General features: G+C 68.4%; 15 protein-coding genes. 4 read left to right on the forward strand and 11 right to left on the reverse strand.

Translation table 11 applies throughout. The features are described from left to right. Positions 1-17 precede the first annotated feature (17 nt). The 7 genes from ACEL92_RS13070 to ACEL92_RS13100 form a co-directional block, all read right to left on the reverse strand. Positions 18-1,358, reverse strand: coding sequence for a hypothetical protein (locus ACEL92_RS13070; RefSeq protein ID WP_374025950.1), 1,341 nt, complete (start codon positions 1,356-1,358; stop codon positions 18-20). A gap of 31 nt (positions 1,359-1,389) precedes the next feature. After that, on the reverse strand, positions 1,390-2,754 hold the full coding sequence (locus tag ACEL92_RS13075) for a wax ester/triacylglycerol synthase domain-containing protein (protein WP_374025951.1): 1,365 nt from the start codon (positions 2,752-2,754) through the stop codon (positions 1,390-1,392). A gap of 29 nt (positions 2,755-2,783) precedes the next feature. Continuing rightward, positions 2,784-4,154 carry a wax ester/triacylglycerol synthase domain-containing protein gene (locus tag ACEL92_RS13080; RefSeq protein ID WP_374025952.1) on the reverse strand — a complete coding sequence of 457 codons (1,371 nt, stop codon included), beginning with the start codon at positions 4,152-4,154 and terminating at the stop codon, positions 2,784-2,786. A gap of 190 nt (positions 4,155-4,344) precedes the next feature. Further along, a complete protein-coding gene (locus tag ACEL92_RS13085; RefSeq protein WP_374025953.1) occupies positions 4,345-5,712 on the reverse strand; it encodes a wax ester/triacylglycerol synthase domain-containing protein in 1,368 nt (455 codons plus the stop codon). A 117-nt stretch (positions 5,713-5,829) separates the two neighbouring features. Next, positions 5,830-7,170 carry a hypothetical protein gene (locus tag ACEL92_RS13090; protein ID WP_374025954.1) on the reverse strand — a complete coding sequence of 447 codons (1,341 nt, stop codon included), beginning with the start codon at positions 7,168-7,170 and terminating at the stop codon, positions 5,830-5,832. Positions 7,171-7,193: 23 nt separating this feature from the next. After that, positions 7,194-8,654: a condensation domain-containing protein gene (locus tag ACEL92_RS13095; RefSeq protein WP_374025955.1), complete on the reverse strand. Its 1,461-nt coding sequence runs from the start codon at positions 8,652-8,654 to the stop codon at positions 7,194-7,196. Positions 8,655-9,035: 381 nt separating this feature from the next. Then, positions 9,036-10,220 carry an acyl-CoA dehydrogenase family protein gene (locus ACEL92_RS13100; protein WP_374025956.1) on the reverse strand — a complete coding sequence of 395 codons (1,185 nt, stop codon included), beginning with the start codon at positions 10,218-10,220 and terminating at the stop codon, positions 9,036-9,038. 146 nt (positions 10,221-10,366) lie between these two features. On the opposite strand from ACEL92_RS13100, the gene ACEL92_RS13105 reads away from it, so the two are divergent. Then, positions 10,367-10,747 (forward strand): NYN domain-containing protein, encoded by a 381-nt coding sequence (locus ACEL92_RS13105; protein WP_374025957.1) that lies wholly within the window; start codon positions 10,367-10,369, stop codon positions 10,745-10,747. 67 nt (positions 10,748-10,814) lie between these two features. Here ACEL92_RS13105 and tpx read toward each other — a convergent pair whose 3' ends face one another. Beyond that, positions 10,815-11,309: a thiol peroxidase gene (tpx, locus tag ACEL92_RS13110; RefSeq protein WP_374025958.1), complete on the reverse strand. Its 495-nt coding sequence runs from the start codon at positions 11,307-11,309 to the stop codon at positions 10,815-10,817. A 127-nt stretch (positions 11,310-11,436) separates the two neighbouring features. Here tpx and ACEL92_RS13115 point away from each other — a divergent pair, with 127 nt between their 5' ends. Together ACEL92_RS13115 and ACEL92_RS13120 are read left to right on the forward strand one after the other, a co-directional pair. Beyond that, on the forward strand, positions 11,437-12,396 hold the full coding sequence (locus ACEL92_RS13115) for a GlxA family transcriptional regulator (RefSeq protein WP_374025959.1): 960 nt from the start codon (positions 11,437-11,439) through the stop codon (positions 12,394-12,396). An 18-nt stretch (positions 12,397-12,414) separates the two neighbouring features. Then, positions 12,415-13,152, forward strand: a complete 738-nt coding sequence (locus ACEL92_RS13120; protein ID WP_374025960.1) for a DJ-1/PfpI family protein — start codon at positions 12,415-12,417, stop codon at positions 13,150-13,152. Here the strand turns inward: ACEL92_RS13120 and ACEL92_RS13125 are convergent. After that, complete coding sequence (locus ACEL92_RS13125; RefSeq protein ID WP_374025961.1) at positions 13,149-13,622, reverse strand: nuclear transport factor 2 family protein; 474 nt, start codon at positions 13,620-13,622, stop codon at positions 13,149-13,151. The two genes, ACEL92_RS13120 and ACEL92_RS13125, sit on opposite strands and share 4 nt — an antisense overlap. A gap of 58 nt (positions 13,623-13,680) precedes the next feature. Between ACEL92_RS13125 and ACEL92_RS13130 the strand changes: the two genes are divergently transcribed. Continuing rightward, entirely contained in the window at positions 13,681-14,451 is a 771-nt protein-coding gene (locus tag ACEL92_RS13130) for an SDR family oxidoreductase (protein WP_374025962.1), read from the forward strand. Between the two features lies 1 nt (position 14,452). Here the strand turns inward: ACEL92_RS13130 and ACEL92_RS13135 are convergent, their stop codons facing one another. Together ACEL92_RS13135 and ACEL92_RS13140 are read right to left on the reverse strand one after the other, a co-directional pair. Beyond that, positions 14,453-15,226 (reverse strand): YqjF family protein, encoded by a 774-nt coding sequence (locus ACEL92_RS13135; protein WP_374025963.1) that lies wholly within the window; start codon positions 15,224-15,226, stop codon positions 14,453-14,455. Next, positions 15,223-15,882 (reverse strand): hypothetical protein, encoded by a 660-nt coding sequence (locus ACEL92_RS13140; RefSeq protein WP_374025964.1) that lies wholly within the window; start codon positions 15,880-15,882, stop codon positions 15,223-15,225. Before ACEL92_RS13140 ends, ACEL92_RS13135 begins: the two co-directional genes overlap by 4 nt. Positions 15,883-15,947 lie beyond the last annotated feature (65 nt).

Here is a 15,947-nt window from a genome sequence, read left to right on the forward strand (position 1 = left end):
TCTGGCGGTTTTGCGCGTTATGCTCGCGCCGGTGGGCGGCATGGCCAGCCGATCGAGGCGGTGAGCGAGAAGTCTCGTAGAACGCTCGAAATATGCTGACGTAAAACATCATTGGAATCCGTGCGACCCGCCCCGTACGCAACGACCGAGACGAAAACTCGTCCGTGCGCCCTTCCGGAGAGCAGCCCCAGCAGTCCGCCGGTCTGATGCACCGTCGCCTTGGTCACTCCCGGGACGAGCAGCCTGACGGCGAAGCAGTCGGCATCCGTGCCGTCGGGCCGATTGGCGGCGGGGTTGACCGCACCGAGGTTGGACGACCCGCTGGTCGTCGCGTCGCCGAGGGCCACGCCGGCCATGCGCCTGACGAGCCACCGCGGCATCAGCGGAGCCAGCGGCAACAGCGCCAGTCGTTCGTCGGGAACCTCTTGATGGCGGACCAGCGCTTGCTTGATCGCGGTGCGAATCTCGCGCAGATCCGCTGGCGCACCCGCAGGGTCGACCCTGATGTCGACACTGGTGATGGCGTTGGCGCGCGTATCGCCGTCGGTGCGATTATTGACGGGAATCGCTAACGTGGCCAGGCCGTCCCCGGCGACTCGTCCCAGCCGCTGGGCCAGGCCACCTGCCAACCCCGCCAGGAGCGCGTTGCTGGTCCCCCCGAGTGCGTGCGCACGGCCATCCCATTCGTCGGCGTCGACGAAGAACGTCGCCTTCGGGAGATCAACGCGTTCGTCCGGTCCGGTGAACGGCGCACGCGGCGCGCTGGGCGCCTGGGTGCCACGCGTCGCGTATGCTGCGGCTGCGGCGACGGCGCGGCCGATGGCGGGGATGTCGCGGGCGGTTTGGCGGGCGTCCTCACCCAGGGCGTGCCACCGTCGGCGAGACCCGGCGGCCGGCCAGGTGATCGGGTCGTGGCGCCCGGTTGCCGCGTCCGCCAACGCCTCGCACAATCCGACGCCGTCGATGAGGCTGTGTGAGATGACGAAGCTCACCCCGGCGCCGCCGTCGGTGAACGGCACCACCGCGAGGTGCCATCCGGGACCGTGCTCCGCATCCAGGCCGGTGTTGGCCTGCTCACTGGCCCAGGCGTCGAATTCTTCGCGTGCGCGCGGTGTTTCAATGATTTCCAGCGCGGACTGGTCCCTGGGCGCGACCCAGCGGTGGCGGCCGAACGGCAATCGTGACCGCTCGATGCGGCGGGACAACCGTCCGCGCTGCAGGTGCCGATGGAACCGGCGCAGCCCGTCGAGGTCGATCCCGTGGTTGTAGATCCACACGCTCTGCAACAGATTGATGGTTCCGGTCGCTCGCTCGCCGAGAAACGCGGTCTGGTCGACCAGGTCGATGACGTTGTCCATTTTCCTCAGGCTCCTTTTCTTTGTCGCTGCCCTACGCCGTCAGGCCGGCCGCTGACACCGGGCGTGGCCAGCCGATCGTGGCGGTGAGCGCGAAGTCGCGCAGCGTTGTCGAAAGGTCCTGTCCCAAAGTGTCATTCGAGTTGGGACGGCCCGGCTGATAGGCAAGGACCGAGACGAAGACCCGTCCGTTCGTTCTTCCCGACAGCAACACCAGCAAGCCGCCCAGCCGGTGCATGACGGACTTGGTCACGCCCGGGCCGAGGGGCTTCATGACGAAGTGGTCGGCGTCTGTCCCGTCCGGCCGGCGGGAGGCCGGGTCGACCACACCGAGGTTGGATGAGATGACGCTGGCCGCGCCGTTGGCGGAGATGCCGACGCATCGCCTGACCAGCCACTGCGGCAACAGAGGAGCCAGGTGCAGCAACTGCCACCGCACGTTGGTTTCGTCGGCGGAGCGGATCAGCGCTTGCTTGATGGCGGCCCGGATCTCGCTCAGATCCGTGGTCGCGGGTGCCGGGTCGACGGTGAAGTCAACATTGGTGATGGCGTTGGCGCGGGTGTCGCCCTGGGTGCGTTCGTTGACCGGCATTGTCACGTCGACCGAGCCGTCTGCCGCGACGCGTCCGATTCGCTGAGCGAGCTGAGCAGCCAGCCCGGCGAGCATCGTGTTGCTGGTCCCTCCCAATGACGCTGCGCGCGCCTCCCATTCGTCGGCGTCGACGAAGATGGTCGCCGTTGGTAGCGTGATGCGTTCGTCGGTTCGGGCTGTGCCGGCTGGCGCCTGGGAGACGGGCGCCGCGGCGGCGTTGGCGCTGTTACGGCGCGCCATTCGCGCCGCGGCCGCGACGGCGCGGCCGATTCCGGGGAGGTCGCGCGCGGTTTGGCGGGCGTCCTCACGCACAGCTCGCCACCACCCACGTGACCCGGCTGCCGGCCAGGTGATCGGGTCGTGGCGTCCGGTTGCCGCGTCCGCCAACGCCTCGCACAACCCGACGCCGTCGGTGAGACAGTGCGAGATGACCAAGCTCACCGCCGCGCCGCCGTCGATGAACTGCAACACCGCGAGGTGCCATCCGGGTCCGCGCTCGGCGTCAACAGGAGTGTCGGCCTGCTCCTGAAGCCAGGCGTCCAGTTCGTCGCGCGAACGCGGCGACGCGACGATCTCCAGGTCGGATTGGCCCGTGGGCGCGATCCAGCGGTGCCGACCGAACGGCAAGGGCGACGGCTCGATTCGGCGGGATAACCGGCTCTGCGCCAGGTGGCGGTGGAACCGGCGCAGCCCGTCGAGGTCGATCGCGCGGTTGTAGATCCACACGCACTGCAGCAGGTTGGTGGCTCCGGTGGCCCGCTCGCCGAGAAACACCGTCTGGTCGAACAGATCGAGTACGTTGTCCATTTCCTGAGCTCCTTTTCTTCCTGGCTTGCCTACGCCGACTGCGCGAATGGTGCCGGTCCCGGCCAGCCGATCGTGGCGGTGAGCGAGAAGTCGCTCAGAATGCTTGAGATGTCCTGGCGCAGCGCATCAGTCGAGTTCGGACGCTCCGGCTGGTAGGCAAGGAACGAAACGAAGACCTGTCGATGCACTCGTCCTGAGAGCAACGCCAATACCCCGCCTGTGCGGCGCATCACCGCCGTTGTCACGCCCGGGTAGAGCGACTTCATGGCGAAGTAGTCGGCGTTCGTGCCGTCCGGCCGGGTGGCGGCAGGGTCGAGGACGCCGAGGTTTGATGAGACGACGTTGGTGGTACCGCCGGTGGCTACGCCGACCAATTGCCGCACCAGCCGCTGAGGCAGCAGTGGAACGAGGGGCAACAGTGCCCACCGCTCGTCGGGCACGTCCCGATGGCGAATCAGCGCTTGCTTGGTTGCGGCCCGGATCCCGCGCAGGTCCGTCGCCGCGAGCCCGGGGTCGACCGTGATGTCGACGTTGGTGATGGCGTTGGCGCGGGTATCCCCGGCGGTGCGTTCGTTGACGGGTATCGACGGGGTGGCCCAGCCGTCCGCCGTGAGCCGTCCCACCCGCTGGGCGAGACGGGCCGCCAGGCCCGTGATCAGGGTGTTGCTGGTTCCGCCGAGCGCCCGCGCGCGGGCGTCCCACTGATCGGCATCCAGGAAAATCGTTGTCGTTGAGAGGGCGGCGTTTTCGTCGGGGGCCGGCGCGGCCGGCTTGACCGGATCCCCGATGGCCGCCGAGGCGGCCGCGGCAGTGCGGCGGTGACGTCGAGCGAATTGCACTGCGGCGACGACGGCGCGGCCGATGCCAGGGAGATCGCGTCCGGTCTGGCGGACGTCCTCGCGCAGCGCCTGAGACCACGGGCGTGCTGCGGCGGCGGGCCACTTGTTCGGGTTGTGTTGTCCGGAGACCGCCTCGGTCAATGCCTCGCACAACCCGACGCCGTCGATGAGGCAATGCGAGACAAGCAGGCTCACCCCGGCGCCGCCGTCGGTGAACGGCAGCACCGCGAGGTGCCATCCGGGTCCGTGCTCGGCGTCGAGCGGGGTGTTGGCCTGCTCGCCCAGCCAGCCGTCGAATTCGTCGCGTGCGCGAGGTATTTCGACGATCTCGAGGTCGGGCTGGCTGCCGGAGGCGACCCAGCGATGGCGGCCGAACGGCAACGGGGAGCGCTCGATGCGCCTCGACAACCGTCCGCGCTGCAGCCGGTGATGGAACCGCCGCAGTCCGTCGATGTCGATCTCGCGGTCGTACACCCAGACGCATTGCAACGCGCAGGTGGCTCCGACCGCCCGCTCGAAGGTGACGTAGGCCTGGTCGTACAGATCGAGTACATTACTCATTTTTGTTCGGATCCTTTCCGCTTGTCGCAGTGCCGAATTCGCTGGGGCGAAAGCGCTTTTGTCTCGTGTGAATTCACCGTATGGCGCCGAGTGCTCCCCTGTCGCGCTTGTACTCGATTGTCGGACTTAGCCACGATTCCCCGGTTTCGCGCATTGTGCTCGCCCGCGGATGCGGGCGCGTGTCGTCCGCCTACCGCGCGTCCGCCGGCTGGCTCATCGCGCTCCAGCCCGTGGTGGCGGTGAGCGAGAAGTCGTTCAGGGCACCCGAAACATGCTGTCGCAAATCCTCATTCGAGGTCAGTCGGCCCGGCTGGTACGCGAGAACCGAGATGAAGACCTGCCGGTGCACCGTTGCGGAATGCACCACCATGAGCCCGTCGAACTGGTCCACCATCGCCCGGGTCAGGCCCGGGTAGCGGGACAGCAGGGCGACGTAGTCGGCGTCTGTGCCGTCCGGCCGGTTGGCCGCCGGGGGCGCCACGCCGATGTTGGATGCGACAACGACGTTGCTCGCGCCGCCGGTGGCCACGCCGACCATCCGCTTGATCAGCCGCTGCGGGAGCAGGGGTACAAGCGGCAGCAGTGTGCGCCGTTCGTCGGGCATCTCCCGGTGGCGGATCAGCGCTCGCTTGGTTGCGCCGCGGATCTCGCGCAAGTCCGTTGTCGCGGTCGCCGGGTCGATGGTGATGTCGACCATCGTGACGGCGTTGGCGCGGGTATCGTCGGCGGTTCGCTCACTCACCGGTAGCGCCAACGCGACCGAACCATCCGCGCCCACTCGGCCCACTCGCTGGGCGAGCCGGGACGCCACTCCCGCAAGCAGTGTGTTGCTGGTCCCGCCAAGCGATTGTGCGCGGGCGTCCCACTCGTCCGCGTCGAGAAAGAACGCCGCCGTTGGGAGCGTGATGGTTTCGTCGGCCCCGGCGATCGGTGCGGGCGGAGTTGCAGGGGCCGCAACGGCCGACCCGGCGCTGCGGCGGTCACGACGGGCCGATCGCGCCGTGGCGACCGCGGCGGCCAGGGCCCGCCGGATGGCGGGGATGTCGTGGGCGGCCTGCCGGGCGTCCTCGCGCAGTGCCCGACCCCGGGGGCGTGACCCGGCGGCTGGCAAGTCGACCGGGTGGTCGTAGCCGCAAGCCGCTTCCACCAGGGCCAGGCACCCCCCGATGCCGTCGGTGAGGCAATGGGTGACGACGAAGCTCACCGCCGCGCCGCCGTCGATGAATGGCAGCACCGCGAGGTGCCATGCGGGTCCGCGCTCGACATCCAGCGGGATGTTGGCCTGCTCGCACAGCCAGGCATCGAGATCTTCGCGGGGCCGAGGGGTCGCGATCTCGAGCTCGTTGCGATCGCTCGGCGTGACCCAGCGATGCCGGCCGAACCGCAGGGGTGAGCGTTCGATGCGACGCGCTAACCGACCCTGCTGAAGATGCTGATGGAACCGGCGCAGACCATCGATATCGATCGCGCGGTTGTACACCCAGACGTTCTGACCGACTCCCGCGGCTTCCCCGAGGCGAAAAAAGGTCTGGTCTACCAGATCCAGTGTGGTGTTCATGGTTTGAGTCCTTTACTTTTCTATCCGAAACCGAAGGTATGGCGCGGAGCGGTTACCTGTCGTGCTTGTGAGCCATAGCCGGCGATAGCCGCAATCCCCTCCTTTTGCGCATTGTGCTCACCGGCCGGCCGGCTCGGTGCATGGCCAACCGATAGCCGACGAGAGCGAGAATTCGCGAAGGACGCTCGAAACGTGCTGCCGTAGCTCATCATTCGAACCCGCTTCGGGCGACGGGCTCGCAACCACAGAGACGAAGAGCCGCCCGTTGGCGATTCCCCCGAGCAGGGACAGCAGCCCGCCGAGCTGATGCACCATGCCCTTGGTCATGCCCGCGGGCAGAGAACGCATGGCGAAGTGGTCGGCGCCGGAGCCGTCCGGCCGATTGGCGGCCGGGTCGACCAAGCCGATGTTTGACGACCCGACGGTGGCCGCGCTGTTCGTGGCGGCGCCGACCCATTGCTTGCCGAGTCGCTCGGGCACCAGGGGAACCAAGGGCAGCAGCGTCCACCGCACGTCGGGCTCGTCCTTCGAGCGGATCAGCGCCCGTTTTGTGGCGGCGCGGATCGCGCGCAGGTCGGCCGTTGCCGGTGCGGGGTCGACCGTGAAGTCGACGTTGGTGATCGCATTGGCGCGGGTGTCACCGCCGGTGCGCTCGTTGACGGCCATCGTCATTTCGACCGTGCCGTCGGCGGTGACGCGTCCCACCCGCTGGGCGAGGCGCGCGGCCAACGCAAGGAACAGGCTGTTGGTGGTCCCCCCGAGAGTCCGAGCGCGGGCGTCCCATTCGTCGGCGTCGACGAAGACCGTCGCCGTCGCGGGCGTGATGCTTTCGTCGTTCGCCGTCATCGGTGCGCGCGCCGGCGCGGTGTGGTCGTGGTTGCGCCGGATGAATTGTGCGGCTGCGACGGCGGCCCGGCCGATGGCGGGGATGTCGCGTGTGGTCTGGCAGGCGTCCTCGCACAGCGCCCGTAACCGCCGGCGCGAACCGGCGGCGGGCCAAAGGCCCCCGTTGTCGTGGCCGTCCGCAGCATCCGCCAACGCCTGGTACAGCCCGACGGCGTCGGTGAGGCAGTGCGAGGCGACCAGGCTCACCCCGGCGCCGCCCTCGGTGAACGGGAGCACCGCGAGGTGCCATCCGGGACCGAATTCGGCGTCCAGTGCGGTATTGGTCTGCTCGTCGCACCAGGCGTCGAACTCCGCACGCGGACGCGGGGTTTCGACGATCTGAAGCTCGGGCTGGGCGTTGGGGGTGACCCAGCGGTGTCGGCCGAACGGCAACGGCGAGCGCTCGACACTCCTTGATAGCCGACCCTGCTGCAGGTGCTGGTGAAACCGGCGCAGACCGTCGATGTCTATCCCGTGCTCGTACATCCACATGCACTGGATCACATTGGTCATGCCGGCGGAACGCTCCACGCGGAAGAAGGTGTGGTCGACCAGGTCGAGTACGTTGTTCATTTTCCTCACAGTCCTTTCGTTTCTCACGCGCCGACGGCGCTGTTGCAGCACGAGTTCGCGTGGTCCACAACGGCATTCACCCAGTCGGCGGTGGTCTTGACGGCGGCCGCGAACGCCCGGGCCAACGCCGCGATGTAGCGATGCACCGATGCGTGCGCCTCGGGGTTGTCCGGAAAGGAGATCGTCGCGGTGGTCTTGTCGGCGTGACGGTTGATCCACATGTTGATCCCACCGTGCGACAGGTTGTCGGCGTAGGTGCCGAAGTTGGCCTCGTCCAACAGGTCGCAGGCCGGAATCGCGCGGAAGTCGATGAAGGACACCATCATTGCCCGGTTGGTGGGCGGCGCGACCTCGAGGTGATCCGGGTCGGCCAACTCGAGGGCTCGTTGCACGGGCACGGCGGCGAGAGGCTTTGCGCCGTCGAACGATCGCTGCGCGGCGTGCGCCGCCTCGGGAAACGAGCCGGTCCCGGTCGGCACGGTGACGGGAATCAGGGTCGCGAACCAGCCCACGGTCATCGAGTCGACGCCCGCAGTGCGCGTGTCATATGGCGTGAAGCCGTGATACGTATCCTTGCCCGTCAGCTCGCGCTCGGCCAGCGCCGCGCACGCCAGTACCCCCCCGCTGAATCGGGCGCCGGCCGCGCGGCAGGCGGTGTCGAAGGACTCTGTCTCGGCGGCGTCCAACAGGTCGAAGGTCAAAAAGTCGCCCTTCTTGTCGGCGCAGTTCCCGGCTTCGGTGTCACCCAGGGGCAGCGGGAAGCTCGGCCACTCGCCCGCGGTGTCGCGTGCGAACTCCATCCACTGCTCGACCTCCGGGGACGCCGCGGTCAGGCCCGCCAGCTTCTCGTGCTGCCGCAGCCCGTAGCTGCGGTAGCTGGCGATCTGCGGGAAAACGCCGGGCAGGTCGGTGGTTTCGGTCATCGACCGGTAGGTCAGCTGGATGTCGAAAAAGATCAGGCCGGCGGACACGCCGTCTATGTGCAGATGGTCGACGCTGGCGTAGAACGAGAAGTGGTCGGCGTGCTGGACGATGCCGAAGGTGAAGCAATCCCACTCGAGCGTCGCCGGCGTCGTCGTCAGGACGTGGGCGCGGATCTGATCGGCGTCCATGTGCCCGGATTCCGTCGGAACGAGGTCGATCTCGGCGGGGTCGACGGACCGGCGGACGAAGGTCCCGGCGTCGAATTCGAACCAGTCGTGGTAGGCGTCGTTGCGCCGGACATGCGCGTTGATCGTCGCCGTCATGGCGGGGATGTCGCAGACACCGGGGATGTCCCACGCCACGACCATCAGCCGGGGAAGCTGGACGCCCGCCGCCTTGCCGTCGTAGGCGGCCTTCAGGTGCTGAGCCCGCTGGTAGCTCGGTGGTAGATCACTGCGCCGCGCGTTCCGGGCCGCTTCGTGCGCCGCGGATGACGCCATCCAGGTGGTGACGGGACCGGCCGACGGCTGCCATCCGGTGATCTTGCCCAGCGTGATCATTTCTCGATCCTTTTCTGTGTGGTGCCACCGTCGCCGCGAGAAGGAAAAGCGTTGTCCGCACACATGTTTCGATGCGTTCCTGTGGCCTATTCGGTTGTTGCTGGAATTGAACCTACGGCGCGCCGACGGCGAAGTCGCGCTTGTGGTCGATAGACGGAATAAGCGACGATTCATCGGTTTTGCGCGTTGTGCTCAGGTGTTGTCCCGGGGTGGCGGCGCGCGAACAAAGCGGCGGCCTCGACGCCGACGACAGACTTGGTCCCGGCCGGAGCGCCGCTCAGGAACAGCTCGCTCGGTCGGGCGTGACGTCGGGCGAGGGCAATGACCACTGCGACGTCGACGGCCAACCGCCGGGCGAGCGGCTGGCTTAGTCGCGGCCCGTTACAGCCCCGGCTGGTCTTCGATGATGCCGAGCCAGATCTGCGCCACGTCGATGGCAACTTTCTCGCTGATGAACGCGTGCTGCGTGCCGGTGTAGATGTCGCGGAAGGCGCGCTCGAGCCGGCTGCCCTCCCGGATCGAACTTGTGCCCGCGACCAGGTGGGCCCACTCGGCGCAGCCGCGGGCAGTGTCGGTCGCATAGACCGCCGCCACCCGCATGTCCGCGCGCAACGTGGGCGTCAGGTCCTCCCCCGCGGCGACCGCGGCCTCCGCGGTGGTGAACGCGTCGAGCACCAGCAGGCGCGCGGCCCGCCACGCCGCGCGATGGTGCGCCAGCCCCTTCTGGAACGTGGGTCGGCTGGCCAGCGACGCCATGTCGCTCATTCGGAACTTCGTCGCCGCCAGCTCTTGGACGTCGTCCAGCATGCTCTTGGCGACGCCGAGCGCCCACGACGCGTGACCCGCTGCGGTGACCGGCATCAGCCCCATCCGGGTGGCCGGGGACGTCCCCCGATGCGGCTGACGCACGAAGAGCTCGAAGGTGCGGCTCGCCGGCACGAAGACCTCTTGGGTGCTGTAGTCGTAGGAACCAGTCCCCTTGAGCCCCTGCACAAACCAGCCGTCGTTGAAGCTGATCTGCTCCCGCGGAATCACCGCGACCCGCATTTCGGGGATGCCCTCACTGATCCAGCGCATTTCACCGTCGTCCATCGGCAGGAACCCGGCCGCGACGTACTGGGAGTGTCCGATGCCCGAACCGAAATTCCACGACCCGCTCACCAGGTAGCCACCGTCGACTGCGGCCCCCTGCCCGTTGGGGAAGAATTGGCCGCCCATCGTGACACGGTTGTCGTGGGCGGTGAACACCTCCGCGAAACCCTCGTCGGGCAAATACGCCGCCGCGGCGAACGAGGAGGGCAGGTTGGCGATGCCCACCCAACCGAATGAGCCGTCTTGCCAAGCCATTTCGATCCAGGTCTCGATCATTTCGGTGAACGAGGGCTCGACCCCGCCGGCCTCGACCGGGTTGAACGCGGGCATCAGCCCGGTCGCCCACATCTGGTCGACGATTGCCGGCGTCAGCGTGCGGGCCCGCTCGGATTCGGCGGCTTCGGCGAGCACCAGCTCCCGCATGCCGCGGGCCAACGAGACGACCCGGTCATCGGTGGGGGCTATCGACGTCATTGACCTGTCCCATCGTTGCGACGGCATCAGCGGGCAACTGATATCGGTGACCGTACCAACCGGTCAGCGTCGAAAGGATGCATTCGCGGGTCGCGGAGTGCGGGTCGATGGGCGGCACGGTGAAATGTCGCCCTACCGTAGGGACCGTGCGGTGGATCGTGGACGGCATGAACGTGATCGGGAGCCGTCCGGACGGCTGGTGGAAGGACCGCCGCCGCGCCATGGCCGCACTGGTCGACAGCCTCGAGCGATGGGCCGCCGCCGGGGAGGACGACGTCACGGTCGTGTTCGAGCGGCCGCCCTCGACCGTCATCCCCACGTCCGTGGTCGAAATCGCCTATGCCCCCAGGCCGGCCGCCAACTCGGCCGACGACGAAATCGTCCGCCGCGTGCGCGCCGATCCCCATCCGCACGACATACGGGTGGTGACGTCGGACAAGGGGCTGAGCGAACGCGTGCTGGGCCTCGGCGCGTCCGTGCACCCCGCCGCCGGCTTTCGTGACCTCATCGACCCGAGGGGCTCATGAACACCGGCCCCGCACCCAACCTGAGCAACCCGGCCACGAGCCCGCAGATAACGGGCTTGGCGGTGAGTCAGCCCGCCGCGGCCAGCGCCGCGTCGTAGTTGGGCTCCTGGGCGATCTCGGGCACCAACTCGGTGTAAGCGACCTTGCCATCGGCGCCGACCACCACGATCGCGCGGGCCAGCAGGCCGGCCATCGGGCCGTCGTTGATGGTGACGCCAAAGTCCTCGCCGAAGCTGCTGCGGAACGCCGAACCCGTCTTGACGTTGTCGATGCCCTCCGCCCCGCAGAACCGGGCGAACGCGAACGGTAGGTCTTTCGACACGCACACCACCGTGGCGCCGGTGGCGGCGGCGCGTTCGTTGAATGTGCGGACGCTGGTCGCACATACCGGGGTGTCCACCGACGGGAAGATGTTGAGCACCAAGGCCTTCCCGCCGAGCTGGTCGCTAGTGACCTCCGACAGATCGCCGCCCGTCAGGCTGAAGGCCGGCGCCGGAGATCCGACGGAAGGGAGCTCGCCGACGGTGTTGATCGGGTTTCCACGCAACGTTATCTGTGCCATGCCGCACAGTCTGCCAAGCCCGTCGCGGCCCCTGCGGGCCAGGTCCCCGTGTCCTAACTCCCCGTGTCCTAATTGGTGGGGTGCGCGGCCTAGACGCCAAGCCGGGCTGTGCCGAACACTTAGGTCCATGACTCGCAGGGTGGTCATCGCCGGGTTCCCCGGCGTGCAGGCGCTCGACGTGGTGGGACCGCACGAGGTTTTCACCAGCGCGTCGCTGCTCACCGGCGGCGGGTACGACGTCGCACTGGCTTCCATCGGCGGTCAGGCGATCACCACACCGACGGGGCTGGCCTTCGTCGCGGCGCCGCTGCCGGATCTCGGCGAACCCGGCGAACAGATCGACACGGTGGTGTTGCCGGGCGGTGGCGGTGTCGACGCCGCGCGGTCGGACGCCGAACTGATCCGCTGGATCCGGGCCGTCGCCGCGACCGCCCGCCGCGTCGTCACGGTCTGTACGGGCGCGTTCCTGGCGGCCGAGGCCGGGCTGCTGGACGGGCAGCGCGCGACCACGCACTGGGCATTCGCCGGGCGGCTGGCCCGCGAGTTTCCCGCGATCGACGTGGACCCGGATCCGATCTTCGTCCGCAGCTCGGACACCGTGTGGACCGCCGCGGGTGTCACCGCGGGCATCGACCTGGCGCTCTCGCTGGTGGAGGACGACCACGGCACCGAGGTCGCGCAGACCGTCGCGCGCTGGCTGGTGCTGTATCTGCGTCGGCCCGGCGGGCAGACACAGTTCGCGGCGCCGGTATGGATGCCCCGGGCCAAACGCACCTCGATTCGCGCGGTGCAGGAGGCGATCGAGGCCGAGCCCGGAGGCGAGCACCGCATCGACGAGCTGGCCCGTCGCGCGGCGATGAGCCCGCGGCACTTCACCCGCGTGTTCACCGCCGAGGTCGGCGAGGCACCCGGCCAGTACGTCGAGCGGATTCGCACCGAAGCCGCGCGCCGGCAGTTGGAAGAGACCGACGACACCGTCGTCGCCATCGCCACCCGCTGTGGCTTCGGCACCGCGGAGACCATGCGGCGCAACTTCCTTCGTCGGGTCGGCATTCCGCCGGACCAGTACCGCAAGGCTTTCGCCTAACAGGAAAGAACGACACCCATGACCGAAATAGCGATCGTGAGCTATCCGGGGTTCACCGCGCTCGACATGATTGGCCCATACGAGGTGCTGCGCAACCTGCCGGACGCCGAGGTGCGATTCGTCTGGCACGAGGCGGGCCCCATCACCGCCGACTCCGGCGTGCTGGTCATCGGCGCCACCCATTCGCTGGCCGAAACGCCCTCGCCGGACGTGGTTCTGGTCCCCGGTGGCCCGTCGACACCGGTGCATGCGCGCGATGAGGTGCTGCTGGACTGGCTACGCCAGGCGCATCGAAACGCCGCGTGGATGACGTCGGTGTGTTCGGGGTCGGTGATCCTGGCGGCCGCCGGTCTTCTCGAGGGCCGCCGCGCGACGTCGCACTGGCTGACCGTTGCCGCCCTGAAGGCATTCGGCGCGGTGCCGGTGGGCGACGAGCGGATCGTGCGCCAAGGCAACGTCGTCACGTGTGCGGGGGTGTCGGCGGGACTCGACCTGGCGCTGTGGCTCGCCGCGGAGATCGGCGGCGAGGGCCGCGCCAAGGCCATCCAGCTGGCCATCGAATACGACCCGCAGCCGCCTTTCGACTGCGGCCATCTGTCGAAGGCGTCGACGGCCACCAAGGCGGCGGCCACCGCGCTGCTGTCCAGGGACAGTGTGAAGCCGGCCAACATGAAGGCCGCCACGATGCTGGCGTGGGAGCAGGCGCTGGCGGCCGTCCGGTCACGCCGACGGGCGGGACATCCGGTGACGAGTTAGCCCGGCTGCAGGATTTCGTCGGACGCCAGCCGTCCCCCCGCCTGCAGCCAGGCCGTCACCACGCCGGGCGCGTCGCGGTTGGGGTTGTAGATGTCCTCCTCGCTGGAGAACAAGCCGTTGCCGGCGTAGACCAGCCGGGTCCAGTTCGGAAACCAGAAGGGCTCACCTTTGGGATCGGTCGGGTGGTCGAGCAGATTCTTGATCATCACCACCACGGCGTCGTTGTCCTCGTCGTAGGCAGTCCAGTCGGACGGAAATCGCATGTGCGGGAACGGCGCCATGACGGCGACGATCCAGTCCCGCACCGCCTCGCGGCCGTGGAACACTCCGTAGTGATGCTCGGTGTAGACGACGTCCTCGGTGAAGAGATCAGCGAACGGACGCCAGTCGCCCGAGGCGCTGCACCCCTCCACCACCCGCGTGTAGTTCTCGACCGCTTGCTCGATTTCTGCCCTGGTGAATTTGCCCATGGCGGACACACTAGAACGTGTTTCGGTTATAAGTCGCTCCTCTGGATAGGGATCCCGCATGAACGTCTTGAAGTTGTTTGATCTGCGCGGCAAACGGGCGTTGGTCACCGGGGCATCCAGCGGCATCGGCAAGAAGGTGGCGCAGGCGTATCTCCAGGCCGGTGCCGACGTGGCGATCGCCGCGCGGCGCGCCGAGGGTTTGGCAGAGGTGGCCCGCGAGATCGCGGCGGACGGCGAGGGCAAGGTTTTACCCATCCCCTGCGACGTGACCCAGCCCGAGCAGGTGACCGCGATGCTGGACCGGATGACCGCGGAGTTGGGCGGGGTCGACATCGCCGTCTGCAACGCCGGCATCATCACCGTGACTGGAATGCTGGACATGTCCCCGGAGGAGTTCGAACGCATCCAAAGCACCAACGTGACAGGCGTTTTCCTGACCGCCCAGGCCGCGGCCAGGGCTATGGTCCGGCAGGGGCTCGGCGGCAGCATCATCACCACGGCCTCGATGTCCGGCCACATCATCAACATCCCGCAGCAGGTGGGTCACTACTGCGCGTCGAAAGCGGCGGTGATCCACCTGACCAAGGCCATGGCCGTGGAGTTGGCACCGCACAACATCCGGGTCAACAGCGTCAGCCCCGGTTACATCCTCACCGAGCTCGTCGAGCCCATGACGGAGTACCACCGGCTGTGGGAACCGAAGATCCCGCTCGGCCGGATCGGCCGCCCCGAGGAACTCACCGGCCTCTACCTCTACCTGGCCGGCGAGGCCTCCAGTTACATGACCGGATCCGACCTCGTCATCGACGGTGGCTACACCTGCCCGTAGGTCATGCGACGACGACGCGGCGGCCGAACCGCGTTCGCACACCCGGTGAGAAGAGCGCGCGCAAGCGCTCGCCGGCGGGCCGCACCATGCTGGCCGCCACCAGCTCGTCGTCCAGCGCGACGACCTGGGCCGCGCGCAACGGCCAGGGTTCGTGCTCGTTCGGTATCCACCACGTTCGGCCGGCCTTGCGGGTGTGTGCGCCCCACCGGGCGGTGAGCCAGACCTCCAGCGCCGTCGGGTCCACCGGGCCGCCGACGGTGATCTCGATGCTGCTGCGCAGGCCGCGCCGGGGCCACCGGCGAACGCTGTGGTACGTGACGCGGTCGCCGTGCCGGCTCGTCCGCATCCTCGCCCAGGTGTAGTGCACGCCGAGGCTGGCCCGGACGGCGGGCACGACCGCCAGCCGAGCCGTTTCCAGCGACCGGAACAGCACGCCGTGCCGGCCGGAATTGTCGACGGAATAGAGCCGTACGTTGGTCTCCGGGAAGCTGCCGAAGTACGGAAGAGGAAGGGAGGAGCCGACTTTGGTGCGGTCCATGACGAACGGGACCAGCCCGACGTAGGTCATCCCGTCGGAGAAGACGTCGGGGCGGGTGCCGGGCGGATACATCGTTTCGACGGTGTCGGGCCGGACCGGCCAATGGATGAAGGTCAGGTCACGCCAGCGCTGATCGAAGGTGACGGGACCGCCGAGCGGCGGCGGCGTGACGGTAAAACCCGCGAGAGGTGGGTTCCCGCCGGGTTCGGCGACCGGCGGGTCGGGCGTCGCGGTCATCCCTCCAGCTCACCGAAGACCGTGCGCTCGATGGCGGCTTGCGTGGTGGCCGGAAAGACGACGAGGCCCTCCAGTTCCTGACGCGCCAACTCGTAGGCGCGCCGGCGTTCCTGTGGTGCCGCGGCGGGGTCCGACGCCACTCGCAGCAGGTTCTGCCCGCGCGCGATTCGCTGCTGGTCCGCGCGGGAGAAGTCGCTGCGCCGCCTGCGCTTCGCCTCGACCTCCGCGGTGTTGAAGGCGGTCACATAATCCTCGACTGCGGCTCGGTATTGCGCGGCGGCCTCCCGGTCGTCGACCAGGTCTTCGGCTTTGACCGGGCGCAGGAAATCGGCGCGCAGCTTGGCCTTGTGGAAGGCGACCGTCAACGGATCGCGCATGTCCGTCATCAGCGGGAAGTCCAGGAGCTTGGCGATGTCGAGTTCATAGTCGAGCCATCGCGAGTCGGTGCGCCTGTGCTCCTCGAGAACCCGGCGTAACGACTGCCACTGCGCGACGTGGTTGTCGCCGGCATCCGGCGGCGTTTCCGCCCGGTCGACGACCGGTGCTTGCTCGGCCGCGCGCCGGTTGGCGCCGAACGAGCGGACCACGGCGACGGCGGCACCCACCAGGGGCAGGATCACGATCAACAGCTCCGCCAGCCGGATGAGCAAACCCACACGGCCAGGATGCCACCCGCGGGGTGGTCACGTCGGTGGTCGCACGCCGAGGGCGTCGCGAGCCG

It is taken from the genome of Mycobacterium hainanense, from assembly GCF_041890355.1.
Lineage (GTDB): Bacteria > Actinomycetota > Actinomycetes > Mycobacteriales > Mycobacteriaceae > Mycobacterium > Mycobacterium hainanense.

Coding starts and splice junctions, on each gene's coding strand:
- ACEL92_RS13070 (WP_374025950.1), bottom strand. CDS start 1,358: ATGGACAACGTCATCGACCTGGTCGACCAGACCGCGTTTCTCGGCGAG.
- ACEL92_RS13075 (WP_374025951.1), bottom strand. CDS start 2,754: ATGGACAACGTACTCGATCTGTTCGACCAGACGGTGTTTCTCGGCGAG.
- ACEL92_RS13080 (WP_374025952.1), bottom strand. CDS start 4,154: ATGAGTAATGTACTCGATCTGTACGACCAGGCCTACGTCACCTTCGAG.
- ACEL92_RS13085 (WP_374025953.1), bottom strand. CDS start 5,712: ATGAACACCACACTGGATCTGGTAGACCAGACCTTTTTTCGCCTCGGG.
- ACEL92_RS13090 (WP_374025954.1), bottom strand. CDS start 7,170: ATGAACAACGTACTCGACCTGGTCGACCACACCTTCTTCCGCGTGGAG.
- ACEL92_RS13095 (WP_374025955.1), bottom strand. CDS start 8,654: ATGATCACGCTGGGCAAGATCACCGGATGGCAGCCGTCGGCCGGTCCC.
- ACEL92_RS13100 (WP_374025956.1), bottom strand. CDS start 10,220: ATGACGTCGATAGCCCCCACCGATGACCGGGTCGTCTCGTTGGCCCGC.
- tpx (WP_374025958.1), bottom strand. CDS start 11,309: ATGGCACAGATAACGTTGCGTGGAAACCCGATCAACACCGTCGGCGAG.
- ACEL92_RS13115 (WP_374025959.1), top strand. CDS start 11,437: ATGACTCGCAGGGTGGTCATCGCCGGGTTCCCCGGCGTGCAGGCGCTC.
- ACEL92_RS13120 (WP_374025960.1), top strand. CDS start 12,415: ATGACCGAAATAGCGATCGTGAGCTATCCGGGGTTCACCGCGCTCGAC.
- ACEL92_RS13125 (WP_374025961.1), bottom strand. CDS start 13,622: ATGGGCAAATTCACCAGGGCAGAAATCGAGCAAGCGGTCGAGAACTAC.
- ACEL92_RS13130 (WP_374025962.1), top strand. CDS start 13,681: ATGAACGTCTTGAAGTTGTTTGATCTGCGCGGCAAACGGGCGTTGGTC.
- ACEL92_RS13135 (WP_374025963.1), bottom strand. CDS start 15,226: ATGACCGCGACGCCCGACCCGCCGGTCGCCGAACCCGGCGGGAACCCA.